The organism is Caldivirga sp. MU80, assembly GCF_001663375.1.
GTDB lineage: Archaea > Thermoproteota > Thermoprotei > Thermoproteales > Thermocladiaceae > Caldivirga.
Genome location: NZ_LCTF01000036.1, coordinates 1 through 16,037, shown reverse-complemented (window position 1 = coordinate 16,037; position 16,037 = coordinate 1). Strand labels below are relative to the sequence as shown.

General features: G+C 47.5%; 15 protein-coding genes, 1 tRNA gene and 1 pseudogene. 12 read left to right on the top strand and 5 right to left on the bottom strand.

The window, feature by feature from the left end:
* Positions 1 to 17: 17 nt before the first annotated feature.
* The 6 genes from AAX04_RS09685 (at position 18) to AAX04_RS09665 (ending at position 4,804) form a co-directional block, all read left to right on the top strand.
* Entirely contained in the window at positions 18 to 677 is a 660-nt protein-coding gene (locus AAX04_RS09685) for a PD-(D/E)XK nuclease family protein (RefSeq protein WP_066797582.1), read from the top strand.
* A 217-nt stretch (positions 678 to 894) separates the two neighbouring features.
* Positions 895 to 1,053 carry a hypothetical protein gene (locus AAX04_RS11675; protein ID WP_238377856.1) on the top strand — a complete coding sequence of 53 codons (159 nt, stop codon included), beginning with the start codon at positions 895 to 897 and terminating at the stop codon, positions 1,051 to 1,053.
* Positions 1,054 to 1,140: 87 nt separating this feature from the next.
* Positions 1,141 to 1,578 (top strand): nucleotidyltransferase family protein, encoded by a 438-nt coding sequence (locus AAX04_RS09680; protein ID WP_084761389.1) that lies wholly within the window; start codon positions 1,141 to 1,143, stop codon positions 1,576 to 1,578.
* 281 nt (positions 1,579 to 1,859) lie between these two features.
* Entirely contained in the window at positions 1,860 to 2,138 is a 279-nt protein-coding gene (locus AAX04_RS09675) for a DNA-binding protein (protein WP_156519793.1), read from the top strand.
* A gap of 696 nt (positions 2,139 to 2,834) precedes the next feature.
* Positions 2,835 to 3,899 (top strand): ATP-binding protein, encoded by a 1,065-nt coding sequence (locus AAX04_RS09670; RefSeq protein ID WP_066797573.1) that lies wholly within the window; start codon positions 2,835 to 2,837, stop codon positions 3,897 to 3,899.
* A gap of 392 nt (positions 3,900 to 4,291) precedes the next feature.
* The gene (locus tag AAX04_RS09665) at positions 4,292 to 4,804 is read left to right on the top strand and encodes a hypothetical protein (protein WP_156519792.1); all 513 of its coding nucleotides are present in this window, start codon (positions 4,292 to 4,294) and stop codon (positions 4,802 to 4,804) included.
* A 277-nt stretch (positions 4,805 to 5,081) separates the two neighbouring features.
* On the opposite strand, the gene AAX04_RS09660 is transcribed toward AAX04_RS09665, so the two are convergent.
* The 4 genes from AAX04_RS09660 to AAX04_RS09645 all read right to left on the bottom strand — a co-directional run bounded on the left by AAX04_RS09660 (position 5,082) and on the right by AAX04_RS09645 (position 7,730).
* Complete coding sequence (locus tag AAX04_RS09660) at positions 5,082 to 5,549, bottom strand: hypothetical protein (protein WP_066797567.1); 468 nt, start codon at positions 5,547 to 5,549, stop codon at positions 5,082 to 5,084.
* Between the two features lie 539 nt (positions 5,550 to 6,088).
* A tRNA-Gln gene (locus tag AAX04_RS09655) sits at positions 6,089 to 6,164 on the bottom strand.
* A 52-nt stretch (positions 6,165 to 6,216) separates the two neighbouring features.
* The gene (gene dcd / locus AAX04_RS09650; RefSeq protein WP_066797564.1) at positions 6,217 to 6,756 is read right to left on the bottom strand and encodes a dCTP deaminase; all 540 of its coding nucleotides are present in this window, start codon (positions 6,754 to 6,756) and stop codon (positions 6,217 to 6,219) included.
* Positions 6,757 to 6,890: 134 nt separating this feature from the next.
* The gene (locus AAX04_RS09645; RefSeq protein ID WP_066797560.1) at positions 6,891 to 7,730 is read right to left on the bottom strand and encodes an SDR family NAD(P)-dependent oxidoreductase; all 840 of its coding nucleotides are present in this window, start codon (positions 7,728 to 7,730) and stop codon (positions 6,891 to 6,893) included.
* Between the two features lie 293 nt (positions 7,731 to 8,023).
* Between AAX04_RS09645 and AAX04_RS09640 the strand changes: the two genes are divergently transcribed.
* From AAX04_RS09640 to AAX04_RS12415, 3 genes are all read left to right on the top strand, one after another.
* The gene (locus tag AAX04_RS09640) at positions 8,024 to 8,509 is read left to right on the top strand and encodes a PaREP1 family protein (RefSeq protein WP_066797558.1); all 486 of its coding nucleotides are present in this window, start codon (positions 8,024 to 8,026) and stop codon (positions 8,507 to 8,509) included.
* A gap of 334 nt (positions 8,510 to 8,843) precedes the next feature.
* Positions 8,844 to 8,978 carry a hypothetical protein gene (locus AAX04_RS12500; protein WP_255363593.1) on the top strand — a complete coding sequence of 45 codons (135 nt, stop codon included), beginning with the start codon at positions 8,844 to 8,846 and terminating at the stop codon, positions 8,976 to 8,978.
* Positions 8,944 to 9,360 carry a hypothetical protein gene (locus tag AAX04_RS12415; protein WP_238377855.1) on the top strand — a complete coding sequence of 139 codons (417 nt, stop codon included), beginning with the start codon at positions 8,944 to 8,946 and terminating at the stop codon, positions 9,358 to 9,360. The genes AAX04_RS12500 and AAX04_RS12415 overlap by 35 nt, the downstream gene beginning before the upstream one ends.
* Positions 9,361 to 9,809: 449 nt before the next feature.
* Here AAX04_RS12415 and AAX04_RS09630 read toward each other — a convergent pair whose 3' ends face one another.
* Positions 9,810 to 10,496: a helix-turn-helix domain-containing protein gene (locus AAX04_RS09630; RefSeq protein WP_066797555.1), complete on the bottom strand. Its 687-nt coding sequence runs from the start codon at positions 10,494 to 10,496 to the stop codon at positions 9,810 to 9,812.
* A 104-nt stretch (positions 10,497 to 10,600) separates the two neighbouring features.
* Between AAX04_RS09630 and AAX04_RS09625 the strand changes: the two genes are divergently transcribed.
* The 3 genes and pseudogenes from AAX04_RS09625 to AAX04_RS09615 form a co-directional block, all read left to right on the top strand.
* Positions 10,601 to 12,979 (top strand): ABC transporter substrate-binding protein, encoded by a 2,379-nt coding sequence (locus AAX04_RS09625; protein ID WP_066797554.1) that lies wholly within the window; start codon positions 10,601 to 10,603, stop codon positions 12,977 to 12,979.
* 184 nt (positions 12,980 to 13,163) lie between these two features.
* The gene (locus AAX04_RS09620) at positions 13,164 to 15,278 is read left to right on the top strand and encodes a hypothetical protein (RefSeq protein ID WP_066797552.1); all 2,115 of its coding nucleotides are present in this window, start codon (positions 13,164 to 13,166) and stop codon (positions 15,276 to 15,278) included.
* A gap of 30 nt (positions 15,279 to 15,308) precedes the next feature.
* Positions 15,309 to 16,037, top strand: a pseudogene (locus tag AAX04_RS09615) (alpha-mannosidase); the annotation flags it as partial.

The following is a 16,037-nucleotide window of genomic DNA, read 5'->3' as shown; positions in this document are numbered from 1 at the left end:
GGCGTGATTAACTTGTAATGAGCTCTATTGACTGGGATAAGCTTGAGGAGGTTGTGGAGAGGGCTGTGCGTAAGGCTAGGTCTGAGGAGCTTAAGGAAATGGCGGAGTACATGAGGACCGGGTTCCAGGAGATCCTAAATAGACTGGATGAGCACGATAAGAGACTAAGCGAAATAACGGAAATACTAAGGAGACATGAGGAAATACTAAAGAGGCATGAGGAAATATTGAGTGACCATGGAAAAATTCTTAGTGAGTTGGTTAAGGCTGTCGGTGAATTAAAGGTGGCCATGGGTTCACTGGGCAGGAGGTGGGGTGTTGACCTTGAGAAGACTGTCCTCAAGATTTACAAGGATGCGCTTGAGAGCAGGGGTATTGAGCCTGGTAAGGTTGAGAAGTTCATCTACACGGATGTTGATGGGAAGTATTATAGGCAGGGGGCTAGGTTGGAGATGGATGTCTACATACATGACGATAAGGTTTACCTAATTGAGGTTAAGTCCCACGCGGAGCTTGATGACGTGGAGTGGCTCTTCGATAAGGCTAGGATTGTGGGTAGGATATTGGGTAGGGAGGTTAAGAGGGTTATATTAATGGCTATTAACATAGATAAGGAGGCGCTGGATAGGGCTAACCAACTGGGCATAGACACCATATACGGCGCCGTGATAACGTAACCCAACTTAAGTAATGGTGCATGGTATGCGGAACCACCTCAAAGCATCCACATAATCCTCCATTAAATACCTGATTAATGACGTACTAAACATGGGCATCAGGATGTGGAAGCCCGTGGAATGCCACTAGAAGCATGTCTAAATGTCTTTGGGAGACCCGACTGAGGGGGTTAATGAACTAGGTGGTTACACAAAGACAGCTGGTATCTAGGAGGCCATGGTTTACCTGCTGAACACCGGGGGTGGTAAGGCATTCATTAGGCGGGGTGACTACTACCCAAGCCAGATAATACACGTAAGCGTCATAACGAGGCAGGTTCAGGTTATACTTGAGGGTGAGGGCCTAGTCACTAGGATACACCTCAATCATTATTGATAGTCTTAAGGATAGGTATAAGTATCCCTCATTTAGTTTTTGCCAGTGAATACCGCTGATGTAATTGCCTCATTAAGGGGGGCATGCATGGATCTTGGGAGGGAATTTGGTGATGAGTTCTTAGGGTTAATGCTCTTTGGTAGTTGGGCTCGTGGTGAGGCTAGGGAGGATAGTGATGTTGATGTTCTAGTTCTCTTTAGTAACTTAACCGGTAACTTCGACGTTAGGGCTAGGGTTTATGGGGTAATTAAGAGGCACATTAATCGCGACATCACGTTGGTGATAATGAGGAGGGCGGATATCCACGGTAGGTGGTCCTCATTAGCAATAAACATTGCCTGGGATGGCGTGGTAATTTGCGATAAACTGGGTGAGCTGGCTTGGTTTAAGGCTACGGTTGCCGATTTCATCAGGAGGGAGGGGTTCGTTAGGTATAGGACTAGGGATGGGAAGTACGGTTGGGAGAGGGCTGATGGTAAACCCCTCGTACACACAGTGAACAGCTATGTTCGACCCAATGGATGAGGTTAGGTACAGGTATAGACTAGCAATGACCCCCTTCCCGCCCTTTTGGGTGGGGTTTCACCGTGGGGGTCTCGTCCGTTACTCCCTCTGCGGGGTTAATGGTTTCGTTCTTGGGGTGGTGGAAACAGTGGAGTATCGCCCCACCGGCTCATCTGATCTGAGGGAAGCAAACCCCCTTCCCGGGGGCACCACCCCCAAGCACCAAACACCCCAGCGGAGCTAGTCTTTAATAAAACTATCGTCCCCACGTAGTGGCGCAAACCTGCCATGAATGGCGAGGCTTGACCATTTTGTCACACGACCCCTCAGGCGAATTGGAGGAGCTGATTGATAGGATGCCTAGGGAACTCACTAGCTTAATACTTGAGCTGGCGAATATAGCCAAGGCGCTGGCTCCCGAACATGCTAGGAGTACTTATGGCGAGCCTAGCGCTGGGTTGACGCCGTGGGATATATACGGTAGGGATGATGCCGAGAGGGCGCTGGCGATGGCGCGTAGGGCTGTGGATATGATGAACACGATACTCAAGTCATTAGGCATTAATGTGACAGACCCCTAACGATGATTCCACGCAACGCTAGGGTTGGTGCAAGGGCAGGGAAGAGGTCACCTGGACCACCTCATGCCTAGAGAGGTTATGGCGAATGCGTAGATGAGCAGTAACACGGTTATTGTTGCTGGGACAGCCTATGGTGGAACATAAAGAAACTAAGGGAAACATGGACTGAAGAAAACACTAGGATGAGTCAAATCTACTTATTCCATACGGAATCGCTACTTTCCTGTGGTTCTTCCTAAGAAAAACTAAGAGCCAGCCTAGAGCAAAGCCCTGCAATGCTGATCTGGAACAAACCCATGAACATCATCAGACAAGCGAATAGGAATAAGGAGGGGCACCACTCAACTCCCAAGAACAGAAGGAAGGTCGGAGCATGTCCGGCTATACGCTACTGGAGTCGCCAACTCAGACCCGAAAGGATTATTGGCAGCCAAACACCCAGACCATTAACAATCTTAACACTGAGTAACTGGACATACCCAGTATCTCTCTAATACCCAATTTACTACAGCTATACTACAGTGATTAAGGGTAATTACTGCTACTTACTGCTCCATGAGAAGAGACTAATCAGTGGAGGGGTGCTTAATGTAACGCAGTTTAACAGCTCCAACTAACGTGAGTTGCCGGTGCAGTTAATTAAGCGATATAGTTAATTTTATATTTCTGGGGTAGAATAATTGTTCTGGGGCAGAAATGCTGTTTGATGAGAGACCTAAGGCCAGGAGGGAGGACTTGTTTGATAGGGTTAAGGAGGTTTCTGAGGTCATAGATGCTATAGACAAGGGTAGGCCAATTATTGTGCTGTCCGGCATAAGGAGGATTGGTAAGACGTCCGTACTACTTGTAGCCCTCAACGAGGTTAACGTTGACTCCGTACTCATTGACTGTAGGGCGCTTAAGGAGAATTACGGTAGGAGGGAGCTATACGCACTCTTCTCAACGGCCTTCTCATCAAAGCTCGATAAGTTGAGGGATGTGCTTAAGGGTATTAGGGGTGTTAGCATAATGGGTAATTACGTTGAGCTTAAGTGGAGTGGCAGAGACTACCTTAGCTTAACGGAGCTGTTTGATAAGCTTAATAGGAGGAGACTCGTAATAGCCCTTGACGAGGCGCAGAGGCTTAGGGGCCCGTTGGCTAATGAGGTTAAGGATGCCATAGCCCACGCCTACGACTATGATAGAAACCTAACCTTCATACTCACCGGCTCAGAGGTAGGTCTCCTTCACGAATTACTTAACGTAGATGATGAAGAATCACCCCTCTACGGCCGATACTACCATGAGGTTGCCCTAGGGAGGTTCAGTGTTGATGAAAGTGAAGAATTCTTAAGAAGGGGGTTTAGTGAACTTTCCATAAGCGTGAGTGATGATGTTATAACGAGTATTGCCGAGTATTTTGACGGCATACCAGGCTGGTTAACCTTAGCAGGCAATGTCTATGCTGGGACCAGAGACCTTAGTCAAGTTAGGGAAACGGCCATTAAAATCGCCATGTCTGAGATTGAGAATTTGATAAGGGTTAAGGAGAGGACTTCACCTATAGTGGCTAGGAGGTATGAGACTGTGCTTAGGTGCATAGCTAACGGCTCCAACAGCTGGGGCAGGGTGCTTAGGTGCCTTGAGGATGAGGAGGGCTCCACAATATCCTCAAGCGTCCTACACAACATAATCACCAACCTGGAGAAGCTAAGTATAATTAAGGACTACGAATTCCTGGACCCAATCTACAGGGAAGCGTCAAAAAGACTCAAAGGCTAGAGGAAATCGATACTAAGCCCATTAGTGTTACTAAATGGGGACGCTTACGACTTCGGCGTCGTAATCATCAATGAGACACAGAACTTAAGGGAAATAGAGAAGCTAAGGCCAGCGCTTAAGGAGTAGGCGGTATCCATACACAAGGGCAGTTTTGGTTTTTATAGTTGTTTGTGGTGTTCGTTCCTGTTGATGGTTAATACTGTGGAGCGTTTAATTTTTCGGTGAAGTGGTGGGGTGAACCCGATGAGCTTGACGAGGGGGACCTTGGAGGAGCCACCTTCAGCGAGGGGAACGGTGCGAACCACTAGGCAACTGAGGGGTGAGCGGATGTTTAGCACTAAAGCGCGTGGGCAACATTCTGCATGAAACAACAGACTTTTAAGCCCCAACCAGTGAAAAGACTGAGCGCCCGCATGGACTATACCCTCATCGAGTTCCTGGTGGGGATTGTCACCATAGTCGGTTTCATGTACAAGTTCGAGAGGGACACCAGGAGGGACATTGAGGAGTTGAGGATTGGGCTAACCAACGTCCAGAGGGATGTTGGCGAGTTGAGGAGAGTTATGAATGGGTTGGGTGACTTCTTGTCTAGCCTTGTTGAGAACCTCGGGAGAAAGAGGATAATTGAGGACGTGGACCTACTGAAGACAGCACTCAGGAACATGACAACCACCACGACAAACCCACTCACGGAGGAGGAGAGGAAAAGGCTCCTTGAGCTTATCGACAAGGGTGAGGACATGACACCAGAGGAGGCTGACGAGCTCGCTAGACTCGCTAGGAAGTTCTACCGCGAGTACGCTGGTAAGGTAGAGAACGCCTGGTTGATGCTCTACTACGCAGGGGCAATACGCGGGATAGTCTACGGGAAGTACAATAGGAAACTAACACCAATACTAGACTAACCCAGCCCAACCCGCATGCCGTCCACAAGCAACGCAGGGGAACACCAGCTGGTGCTTATGGCATGTGGCTCGCGTGGTATACCACGCGTGCGGGCATCACCAAAGCGAACACTAGTCACTACACGTGTGGGCAGGGAATCTTTTAGCCAGGGTTTAATTAGCCAATGAGCCAACCAGCTGGGACAACAGTCTTTATCTTTAAAACACTGGCTAACCCAACGTATTTCCAAGTCTCGGCGAGCAACGCAAAGTAGAACTTGGACTCGATGGTTGGCAGTTATTGCCATATTAGGCGTAGTTGCTTAAGTGTGGGCAACCTGGTGTGGTTGTTTGTTTTTGGTTTGTGTACTGTGAACACGTCATACAATGCCCTAAAGAGTGCTGGGTCCCTGGGCTTCAGCACGGTCTTCAAGAACGACTTGAGGCTGTAGGTGGTGTGCTTAAGGACAAAGGTCTTCTCATCCTCAGCTAGGTCGGCCAGGAATTCCCTAATACCCTCTGGTGTCAGTACCCAATTGACCTCAGACAGGGCTAACTTAATGTAGCGGACTTCATCGTGAATGGTCTTCTCAGCCAAGCCTTTTAATTTCTTGGACTTTACAAACTCCTCTAGGTCTTGCTCAGTCACAACCCACTTCGTCCCTGCGCTCCTAACGTCGTCACCCAAATAGCGATCCAGGTACGAGAGAAGTACATCCCTGAAGCCAGGGTCTGCCCTAGCCTTGGCTATGACCCTTAACATCATTAATACTCGCAGGCCCCACCTCAGGTATTTGCCCCAGGAGCTTAGCTAACTCCTCGTGACACCGGACAAGCCTCGCCCTTTAGGGCGGGGTCACTCCACTATGTGGGTTTCAGGCGTTAGGTTTATGAAAACCAGCCCCACTGGGTTATTCAATAACCCCGCAATAGGCGGGGTAACAACCAAGACCCCCAAGGTGAAACCCCACCCTTAAAGGCGGGGAGGGGGTCATTAAGGAACTTCAGCGCCCTGTAGAGCAGGTCCTCAGTAACACGCCTCTTGCCCGAGCGTATCATGCTGATTAGGTTGTTAGGTTAATAGTTACGCCAAGGTCCCTGGCGCGGATCCCTTAGCCTCCATGACGTAGTTGATGATTTTAACACGCTCCTCATTGCTAATGCTGCCAATGTTGATTAGCTTGTAGTTAACCATCTACAGCATATACTGCAGAGGATATATGCCTTCCATAACAAGAAGCACATCGAAATGTAACAAGGCGAACAGAAATAGAACGGTGAGGAATGATGTTTAGCATGGTTTTCTGGTAGCCGGGCCCGGATTCGAACCGGGGTCAGTGGGTCCAAAGCCCACCATCCTTGGCCGCTAGACGACCCGGCTCAAAACATTAGGCAAACCAGAATTTAAAAACACTACCCAATGTGGGTATGGCTTAGTGGCACTCCCCCTTAAGGCCCTTTGGCGGTGTCACCCCCCTTTGACCTAGGTACCTTCCCTGGTACTTGGCCTCGCCTATTGTTTTGGCTAGGACCACGTGTAGGAACCTCATCCCAGGCCTTAGGACTAGGTAGTTGCCACTATTGTTAATGACCTCTATGGTTACGTTTCCCTCGAAGCCTGCGTCTATTATTGTCGGTGGTACGCTTAACCCATACCTGGCTAGGGTTGACCTTAGGTTGCATAGGCCTATTACATCGTTTGGGAGCCTAACGTACTCCATTGTTGTGAGCAGGGCGAAACTCCTGGGCGGGATAATTATCCTACCATCCTTAGCCTCAACAATGCTGAACAGGTGCCTAGCGGACTCAAGCTCACAGGGGTCGATGACCTGACCCTCGAAGGCGTATATGGCGTACTCGTTACCAACCCTTAGGTCAAGCCCATTCTCCCTAACCACATCCTCGCTAAAGGGCTCTACACCCAGGGTACCACCCTTAATTAACCTCAGTATCTCATCCCTGGCAAGTATCATTAACGTTAACGGCGTGTTAAACCATATTTAATAGTTACCCTATTGAAACCAGTGGTAATACGGTAACGTCTAACCAGCGCCACGGCACCGGGCCTATAAGCCATGGGTGAGGGGTTGGTAAACTAAGAGACCTATCACCTGCCTTCCCTGGCCCTCGTGAGGTCCTTTATCTTAATGCCTGTGGGTGATATTGCCGTTAAGCCCCCATCAACGAAAACCGTGGTGCCGGTCATGTAACTGGCCACCTTTGAGGCCAGGAACATTACCACTGAGGCAACCTCCTCAGGCTTACCAAACCTACCCATTGGTATAGCCTCAGAGATTACACTATACGCATGCTCCCAACTACCACCCGGGTCCAGACCACTTGACTTAACCCTATTAAGCGGTGTGTCTATGGCCCCAGGGGCCACTGCAATAACCCTGATCCCGTACTTAGCCAGGTCGAGGGCCATTACCCTGGTTAACCCTATCTCAGCCGCCTTAGTAACGCTGTAGGCCCCGGTGGTTGGTTCGCACTCAACCCCCTGGACGGATGAAATGTTTATTATAACCTTACCCTCACCCTTAAGCATCAGTGGTAGTAGCTCCCTTGCAAGCAGGTAGTAGGCGTCCAGGTTAACCTCAATTAGCCTCCTCCAGGTTTCGTAATCGTAATCCTCAAAGGGCTTGTCAACCTCGATGGAGGCATTGTTAACCAGGACATCTAGCCTACCGCACTCAGCCTCAATCAAACTCCTCAACTTAGCTACATTATCCCTATTCGATACGTCGCCAAGGAATAGTATTGGTTCAATCCCCTCACCCCTAAGGCGCCTAATAGCCTCCTCTGCAATCTCCCTCCTGACACCATTAACGATTACCTTAGCCCCAGCCCTACCGAAACCCTCAGCAATGGCTAGGCCAATCCCCTCCGTCGAGCCTGATATGAAGACGCACCAACCCTTAAAGTTAAAGTCCACTTCCCCAGTCATAAAAATCCAAGTGTAACGAAGCTTTAAAGCATTAATTAGAATGATGAGCCATCCCTAAATCCTTTTTAACTTACCCGTCAACTTACCCACCCTTACCTTAATTATGCCTAAACTTTAAGGCCTATGATTCAATTCAACTTAAGCAACACGGTAAGTTTTTTCATTGATGATTCCCATGCTGTAGTCTGGATCTTTTACTAGGGTGTTGATTGAGCCTAGGTATGAATTTTAGCTCAATGGATTGAGCTTTAAGGGAGGGGAAGTAATTTTAACTCACCTAGGTTAAAATTTGCGTGGAGCTTCCTGAGGAGGTTATTAATGAGGCTAGGAGGAGGGGCATTGACGTAGTGGACTTGGTGATAAACGCAATCAGTAGGTATGATCCCATGGCGGGCATTAAGGTGAGGGTTGAGTTAGCTAAAAGGTACCTGGAGGAGAGTAAGGAATACCTCAAAAGGAATGATGCCGCTCAAGCCTCAGAGAAGGCCTATAAGGCCGTTGAGGAGTGCATTAAGGCGCTTGCCGAGAAGTACAATACGCCTGAGTACAATGAAGCTGTTAGGGAAGGTAGGTGGTACACGCACCTGCTGCAAAGGGCCAGCAACACCTTAGCCTCAACACTGGGTGATTGGGTTGCTGTAGGTTGGGCATCGGCCTATGCGCTGCACGTTTGGGGTTTTCACGAGGTTAAGTTATCCGTAAGCGACATGACGGTGTACATGAAGGTTATTGAGGATACTGTTAATAAGGCCATTGAGATCTTAACGCACAATGCCTAATACTCCTCAACTACCTTGGCAAGTAGCCCAGGATGACCCCCTCCTCGCCCTTTTGGGGCGGGGTTTTCACTCTGGGGGTCTCGACAGTTACCCCCTCCATGGGGGTTAATGGGCAATCCAGTAGTGCTGGTGTTCATAAACCATTGCCATGGAACCCCACGTAATAGGGTGACCCCGCCCTCAAGGGCGAGACTTGACCATTATTGCCGCATTACACCATGAACCTTTACCATAAACCATTTAAGCACCATGGATGTTCGCAATGGATTCAGTACTCCGTGGAGCAGTATACACTTAATGTAGGGTTTTTAAAGAAGTTACCGTAGAGGTTCATGTGGCTAAGGGGACTTTCAAGGATGAGGGTAAGGTGCGTATGAGGTTGAGGTACGGTAAGTATAGGATAATTAGGTGGTATGCTAGGAGTGGTGTTGAAAATGGTGGTGAGGGTAAGGGTGAGGTTAATAAATGAGGGTACTGGGCATAACGTCGAGGTAATCATGCTTGTTAATGGTGGCGCCGAGAGTGAAATTCCTGTAGTTGTCGTGACACCGGACATTGCCACGGACCTCGGGCTCGATTTAAGTAACATGGACCTAATAGACGTTGAACTAGCATCAGGGGTAACGCGTAATTACATATCAAGGAACACCATTCTTGTTCAACTGCTGGATGACGAAGGTAAGGTGCTATCTCAAACACGCGTTTACGTGGCGGTTGATGAGAATTTAACTGAACCCCTAATGACCGATGCCACAATTGATGAATTAGGGATACAGGTCATAAGCTTTAGGAGGGGTCTCTGGAGGCACACAAATGACCCACCTAACACGGTACGTAAGAGTGCAAAATAAGTTCATAATGAATCCATCTAGCAATGCAACTACTTAAGGGGAAGGATTGCTGAGAGTTATGCATGTTATTGATGAGTTGCGCATTTACGCGATAAAGTTGAGTGTGGTTTGATAAGCTAATGATGATTCCATACGGGTCATACGCTAAGGCAGCTTTAACCCGTGAAGCGACTTTAATGTTACCAGTAGTTTCAGGATGCTTTAAGGAAAAGACCCATGACCAAGTGCGTAGAGCTTAGCGATGCACTGCCAAAGCCTTAATAGTCCCCTTGGGCATCTAATATATTGACCCAGGCTTTAGCCAAGTCTATTAGCATGAGACCTTAGGAACCGCATCATCGTAATTGATGATTATGAGGCGGCTAGGCTACTAAACCTAGCCATTAGTTGCATTTAACTATCTTTTGCGCATATGCGGAAGTTAATTCCTGCATCATGCATGCTTAAGGTTAGGGCAGTAGGTTGGATTTACGTGAACCCTCCAATTCTTTTAAGGCTAGCTTTCGGATTATGATCCTCAACTCCTGGCTCAGGGTAGCCTTATTAACGCCGAGTATATTGGCTAATTCACCTAGGTTAACCCTCCTAGGCCAATCAAAGTAGCCAAGCTCATAAGCCCTATTAAGCACCTCCAACTCCCAGCCAGTTAAGGCACCCCTGGCATACCTAGAGGAGGTATCCTTAACACTAAGCCACGTGTAGGACTTAACCTCAGCCCTCTCACGCAGCACACCAAGGAAGTCCTGGGGCCTCATCCACGTTAAAATAGTCCAATCCTCAAAGCCACCATGCATAACCTCACCGTACTTATATGAGTCATGGTACGTAACTAGCTCAGTTATGCTGCCCTTAAAGTTAGTGAAAATGTTAACCAAGGCTATAGACCTACCCCTACGTGAATATGAATCAATAACCTCAAACCTATAGATATTGTGAAAACGTTTAACCTCATCCAAAAACTCTTTAAGCACCTTTACGTTATCCGAGTAAACTTCAATAATGGCGATAATCTTATCCTTACCGGGTATAGGGGTTGAAGAAATTACATGCACATTAACATTGTTAAATTTACCGGTTAAGGTAGACCAGTCATCATGAGCAAGGCGTACCCTCAAAACACCCCACTTTAACGGCATCATTATAAGATTACCAACGCATATTTAAAGATTATTCCAATTAAAGGGAACCAAACTTATTTGGAATTAATTTTAAATAAAACTTAAGCATGATTAAATCCTATATGAACGGTAAAACATACACCCTCCTAGCAGCCGCAATAGCAATAGCAGTAATGGCAATGTATGGCGTTAATGTGGTGCGTGCTTCAAGCACCCCTACTGTGACCATAATCGAGGCTATACCAAGTACTGTAATAGTATCTCCTGGTGTCCCTATTTGGAATCCTTATGCTCCAGGTAACTTAATAGGGACCGTTGGTACTTATATGCCACTTGCACTCTATAATCCAGTAACAGCCCAATTCTACCCAGTATTAGCTAAGTCTTGGGCTATGTTTCCTCAGAATAAGACCCTTGTAATTTATCTTAGGCATGACTTGTATTGGTTTAATGGTTCGGCTGTTATGCCCTTCACTGCTTGGGATGTTTATGCTCAGTTCTACATTGGTGTTAAGGCATTTGGTTGGTATGTACCATTCTTAAACCAGTCCCTTGTTGATGAAGAGATTAGGGTATTGAATAATTACACAATTGAGTTTATATTTTACGAGTGGAGCCCACAGCAGCCATACTACATCCTCACCTCATGGATTGAAACTCCGTGGCCTGTTTGGAAGTGGGCTGTTGATGCATTGAAGACGATGAATGTTACCCAAGCCATGGTTTTCGGCTCAAATAATATAACTAAGTTCGTTGCACCATACTGGGCGTTAAGTCCATACTACGTGACTTATGTAAGCCCAACTTACCAGACTCTGGAGCTTGAACCTATGTACTACAATGGTGTACCGTTATTGGCTAGTTGGATTAAGATATTCCCCTTCGAGGACTGGTACATATACCCGAAGTACACTAAGTGGTGGATTGGGGGCAATACACAAGCAATGACGGCCTTCTTGGCTAGGAAGGCTAACCTAGGCTTCATAGGCCTATCACTCCAACAGGAGGCTACACTTAATGCAAGTGGATTTGGTGAGTATAATGGACCCCACTATGCCACTAATGGCTATACTTTGAACCCTAACATATACCCATTTAATATACCACAGGTTAGGCAAGCCTTCTGCTACATCATAAACAGAACCGCTGCCTCATTAGCCTGGGGTGGGTTATATACGCCGGATCCTTACCCTGTCCCAGTGGCTAATTTCCCACCCTCAATAGAGTCTTACCCATCAAGCGTATGGAGCATCGTTACGCCTTGCAGCACGAATTGGACCAAGGCTGCTCAACTGCTAGAGTCTGCTGGATTATATAAGAAGAATGGCCAATGGTATTTACCGAATGGGACACCATTAACGGTAACATTGATAGCTCCATCAGGTTTCACAGACTGGATGACCTTCACATCGGTTGTTGCAACCACACTTAGTCAATTCGGCATAAAAACCACCCTCTTAGGTATGGATACAGCTACCTATTGGAGTACAATATTCCCTAATGGTGAGTATGAGATGGCAATAACATGGTTGACTTGGTCTAGGGGTTACGGGGACTTTGGCTTCTTATCATGGCCATTCTGGACCTTCCCAGCGTTTAATCTCTCGAAGGCTTGGCCATTCCAGTGGCCTAATGGCACATGCACACCAGTCACCATTAGTAGCCTACCAGGCTTTACACCACCAAACGGCACGATTGTTTGGTGCGTAAACTCAACATTCGGTTACATAAATCTAACAAACTGGAATATAGTATTTGCGGCTACAGCACCAGGAATGCCGCAGTACAATGAATTACTTAAGGTGTTATTTGCATGGTATGAGTACTACATGCCGGTCATACCTAATTTAACTCAAAACCAGCAGTTCAACTATGATCCGAGCGACTTCGACATAACATGGTGGGTTAAGTGCCTAACGCTATTCTCATGGGTACCTTTCGTTCAGGGTCCATGGGGTGAGTCACTGCCCATAATGCTTTGGAATGCTGCATTTGGTGCCATAGCACCGCCTGGGGTTGTCCCACCGCTAGTTGAGGCTGCAGCTAATGGGTCACTGTGGAAGATTGACCCACAGTTAGCAAGCTTCCTAGGCTGGGTGCCTGATAAGACCGTTAACCTTGCATGTCTATCCTCATACTTCCACATACCGTACACGCCAGTAGCCACAACAACTACAACTACCACTACGACTACTACATCCACTTCAACAACCACCACTACATCGACTACGACCACTACTACGACGACTACGACTACCCCGGTTACTACCACTACCACGTCTACGACTACAACCACGACTACCACTACTGCTGTTTCAACGGTAACATCAACGGCAACAGTAACAAGCACAGCCACAACAACAGCAGTATCAACCACGACAGCAGTAACCACAGTAACCGTAACAAAACCAGTAATATCAACAGCACTAATCGCTGGAATAGTAATCATCGTAATTGTAGTAGCAGCAGTGGCAGCGGTAATTGCGTTGAGGAGGAGATGAACACGAAACCACAACCAACATTAAAAACCAAATTTTTCCCTTCTTCTTTCCCTTCCCCCTTTCTCCCTTTTACTTCTCCTTTTCTTCCCTTAATATTACCTTTTTAAGTTACTTCATGTGGAAGTTCAGTGTTCCTAACATGTTTGGAGAAATGCTTAATATTAAGGTTTTAGGTTCGTGAATTATGATGGCTAAGTTTCAGGTGAGTTTCATGGGTTTGGCAATATTGTTAATTCTAGCCGTTACCTTAGTGACCGTGGCGTATCAGTTGATTTCGGTTGCTGATAATGCTAACGTTACGCCTATTGTTAAACTTCTTGAACTGCAGCTATCCTCTTACTATAGACCGAGTTTCCATGGCTTCCTATGTTTTCCAAGTCCAAGTGGGGGTACTGATTTTTACGATTACTGGCCTGATGATGATGGTAAGGTTCTTACGGCGTTCTCAGTAATCAGGAATTACACGCTTGCCTATGAGGCTTTCAACTTCCTTTATGGCCTTAGGGCCTACGGCTACATGATGCCTGATAGGGTTGTTCAAACAATGCTCAATAGCTTTAACGGCTACTATGGCAATAACATAATCGCCGCTGGTGGTTGCCCATTATCACTGGGCACTGAACTGTTCGGCTTCAACTACGTCGCATCACTAATCTCAATTAATGGTGTCGGTGGTTGTGCATACACGATTAGGCTCACCAATGAGTCAGTGGTCTTCAACTTCAGTGGTAAAGCCGTAGTCATCATTAACGTCAATGATGGGTACTTCCTAGTTAAGCCGGTTAATGGGAACCTGCTCACGTTGACCTTAAAACCCCCAGCGCCTGTGGCGTACATCTACTCAAGTAACCTGAGCCTGGTTAGTGAGTTAGTTGCCTCAGGGTTATTTAGGGGTGTTGCTGCTGGGGTTGCCTCATTCACCAATACAGCCCCCTTCACAAACAACCCCTCAATCTTCGTTATAGGCAACGTAACAATGGTTAGGCTTAATTCCAGTGGCTTAACCATTACGGCTAACGGTGGTGTTAAGGTTTACGCCGTTGGGGTTGGTCCCAGTGTTGTTGATTACGGTACGCAACCCTACATCATGCTCGGCTTACTGTTGAACAAGTATCCAAGCAATGCTGAGGTTGGGTCGCCGGCCAGCTTCGGCTACATTGCGCTCGGCTCAGCGTTGCTCGGCCTGGAGACCCATAATGAAACGGTGCTATCCTTCGCCAGGGGTTTCGTGAACTTCTGGCTACCCATAGTTGAGGAGGAGGTTAAAAGCGGCGTCTTTTACCCTAGGAGTGTCTCAACATTCCTCGTGGCCGCCTTACTACTTGAACCTGGTAATGAAACCATTAGGCAATTGGCATTGAGCTACGTTGAGTCACCGGTAACGTTGAGTGCCGTTGAGGGTGGGGCCACTGGTTATGGGTTGACTGCCTGGTTGATAAGCCTCCTGGATTCCATGGGCTACAGCCTAGGTAACCTACTTGGCGAGTATTATAGGGCTCAGGTGCATGCCCTAGGGGTGTTTAAATCAACCCCGTCACCACCATTACCAATAGACTACGCGATACCTTATAAGGCTGGTGAGGACTTGTTTGGTTGGCTTGAGGCTGGTTTACCTTACAACGACACTGGGGTGGTTTTACCGCTCATAAACATAATCTTCAACGACGTACTGGCGCCGGGGAGTAACCCACCACCCTTCTACGCATTCTTCAACTACGCCAATACTGAGGGTGTACCAGCTATCCTTGAGGCTGTGGCTGTTTGGCAGGTTAGGATGCTTAACGAGACTGGGTTAACCATCAACCGCTGGAGGTACCTAAACGTGACGAAGTTAAGCGTGGCTGAAAACGCCTCCGAAGTCATCGTTAACGTTGAGGGTTACCTAATGCCCCCGAGCGGTATCATAACACACCTTGAGTTGTACGTACCCTTCAACTCACTGAACGTAACCGTAATGGTCAACAACAGTGGTGTTAAGCCTTACCTGAACCAGTCAATGTACATGCCAACCCAGTACTACCTCACCTTCACGCCTCAGGTGCCCAGTGGATGGTTTTTCAATAAGACAACCCACATGCTCTACATACAGTACATACCCGAACCAACGGCCGTGTTCAACCACTCGGCGGTTGACATCAAGGTTATTCTTAAACCAAGCAGGGTAAGCACAGTAATCATAGCCACCAGCCAAGCCGCTAAGCCGCCTTCGGCCATTAACTGGGTGGCTGTGGTAGCCTTAGTAACCGTGTTAATAATCATCATTGTGATTGCCATTACTAGGTTTAGGAGGGGCATTTAATACTTTAAAGCCTACTGAAGTGGCTCACCTATGCCTTCTAGAAGGTCCTTCAATGAGCTTGAGCTTAGGTTGGCTTACGTGGCCGCTAGGTCGTTTAGGAATATTAGGCCCCTCAAGTGGGATTCAGTAGGCGGCAATAGGTTTAGGGTTAGTGTTAATGCCGTGAGTGACCAGGATCAGCTTGTTGTGGTTGATTATAGGGGTAGTGCCTTAGTTAGGGTTGATGGTAAGCCAACCTACGCCCTGGACAGTTACCACAGGTTCATACCACTAACCAGGGGTAGTCATGTTGTTGAGGCTGAGTTCACGCCCTACGCAGCCTTCGGTGAAATAGTTGACGTAAACCCCGGTGAACCGTACCTAGTCACTAGGAGTTACTCCGCCTGGAGGCTTTGGGCCTATGGTAGGGTTATACTCGACTTAGCTAGGGCCACCGGTGACGATGCCCTTAGGGACACTTTACTGAACGCCCTGACTGAGGCCCTTAAGAGGGTTCCATTCACCACTGTTAATAGGCTTCAGTTAATGCTAGCCGCTAAGCTTTACGGGTTACCGTGGGGTGTTAGGATTGGTCAGATAGTCACGGAGGACTTGGGTAACGTTTTTGCTGAGGATTCGACTAGCGACTCCGCCTTTGATGATGCTTTGGGTGTTTTGCGTGGTTTGGTTGGTGGTTTTGGTAAGGTTGGTGTTGTTTTTGGTGTTGGTCATGCTCATATTGATGCTGCTTGGCTTTGGCCCTTTGAGGAGAGTAGGCGT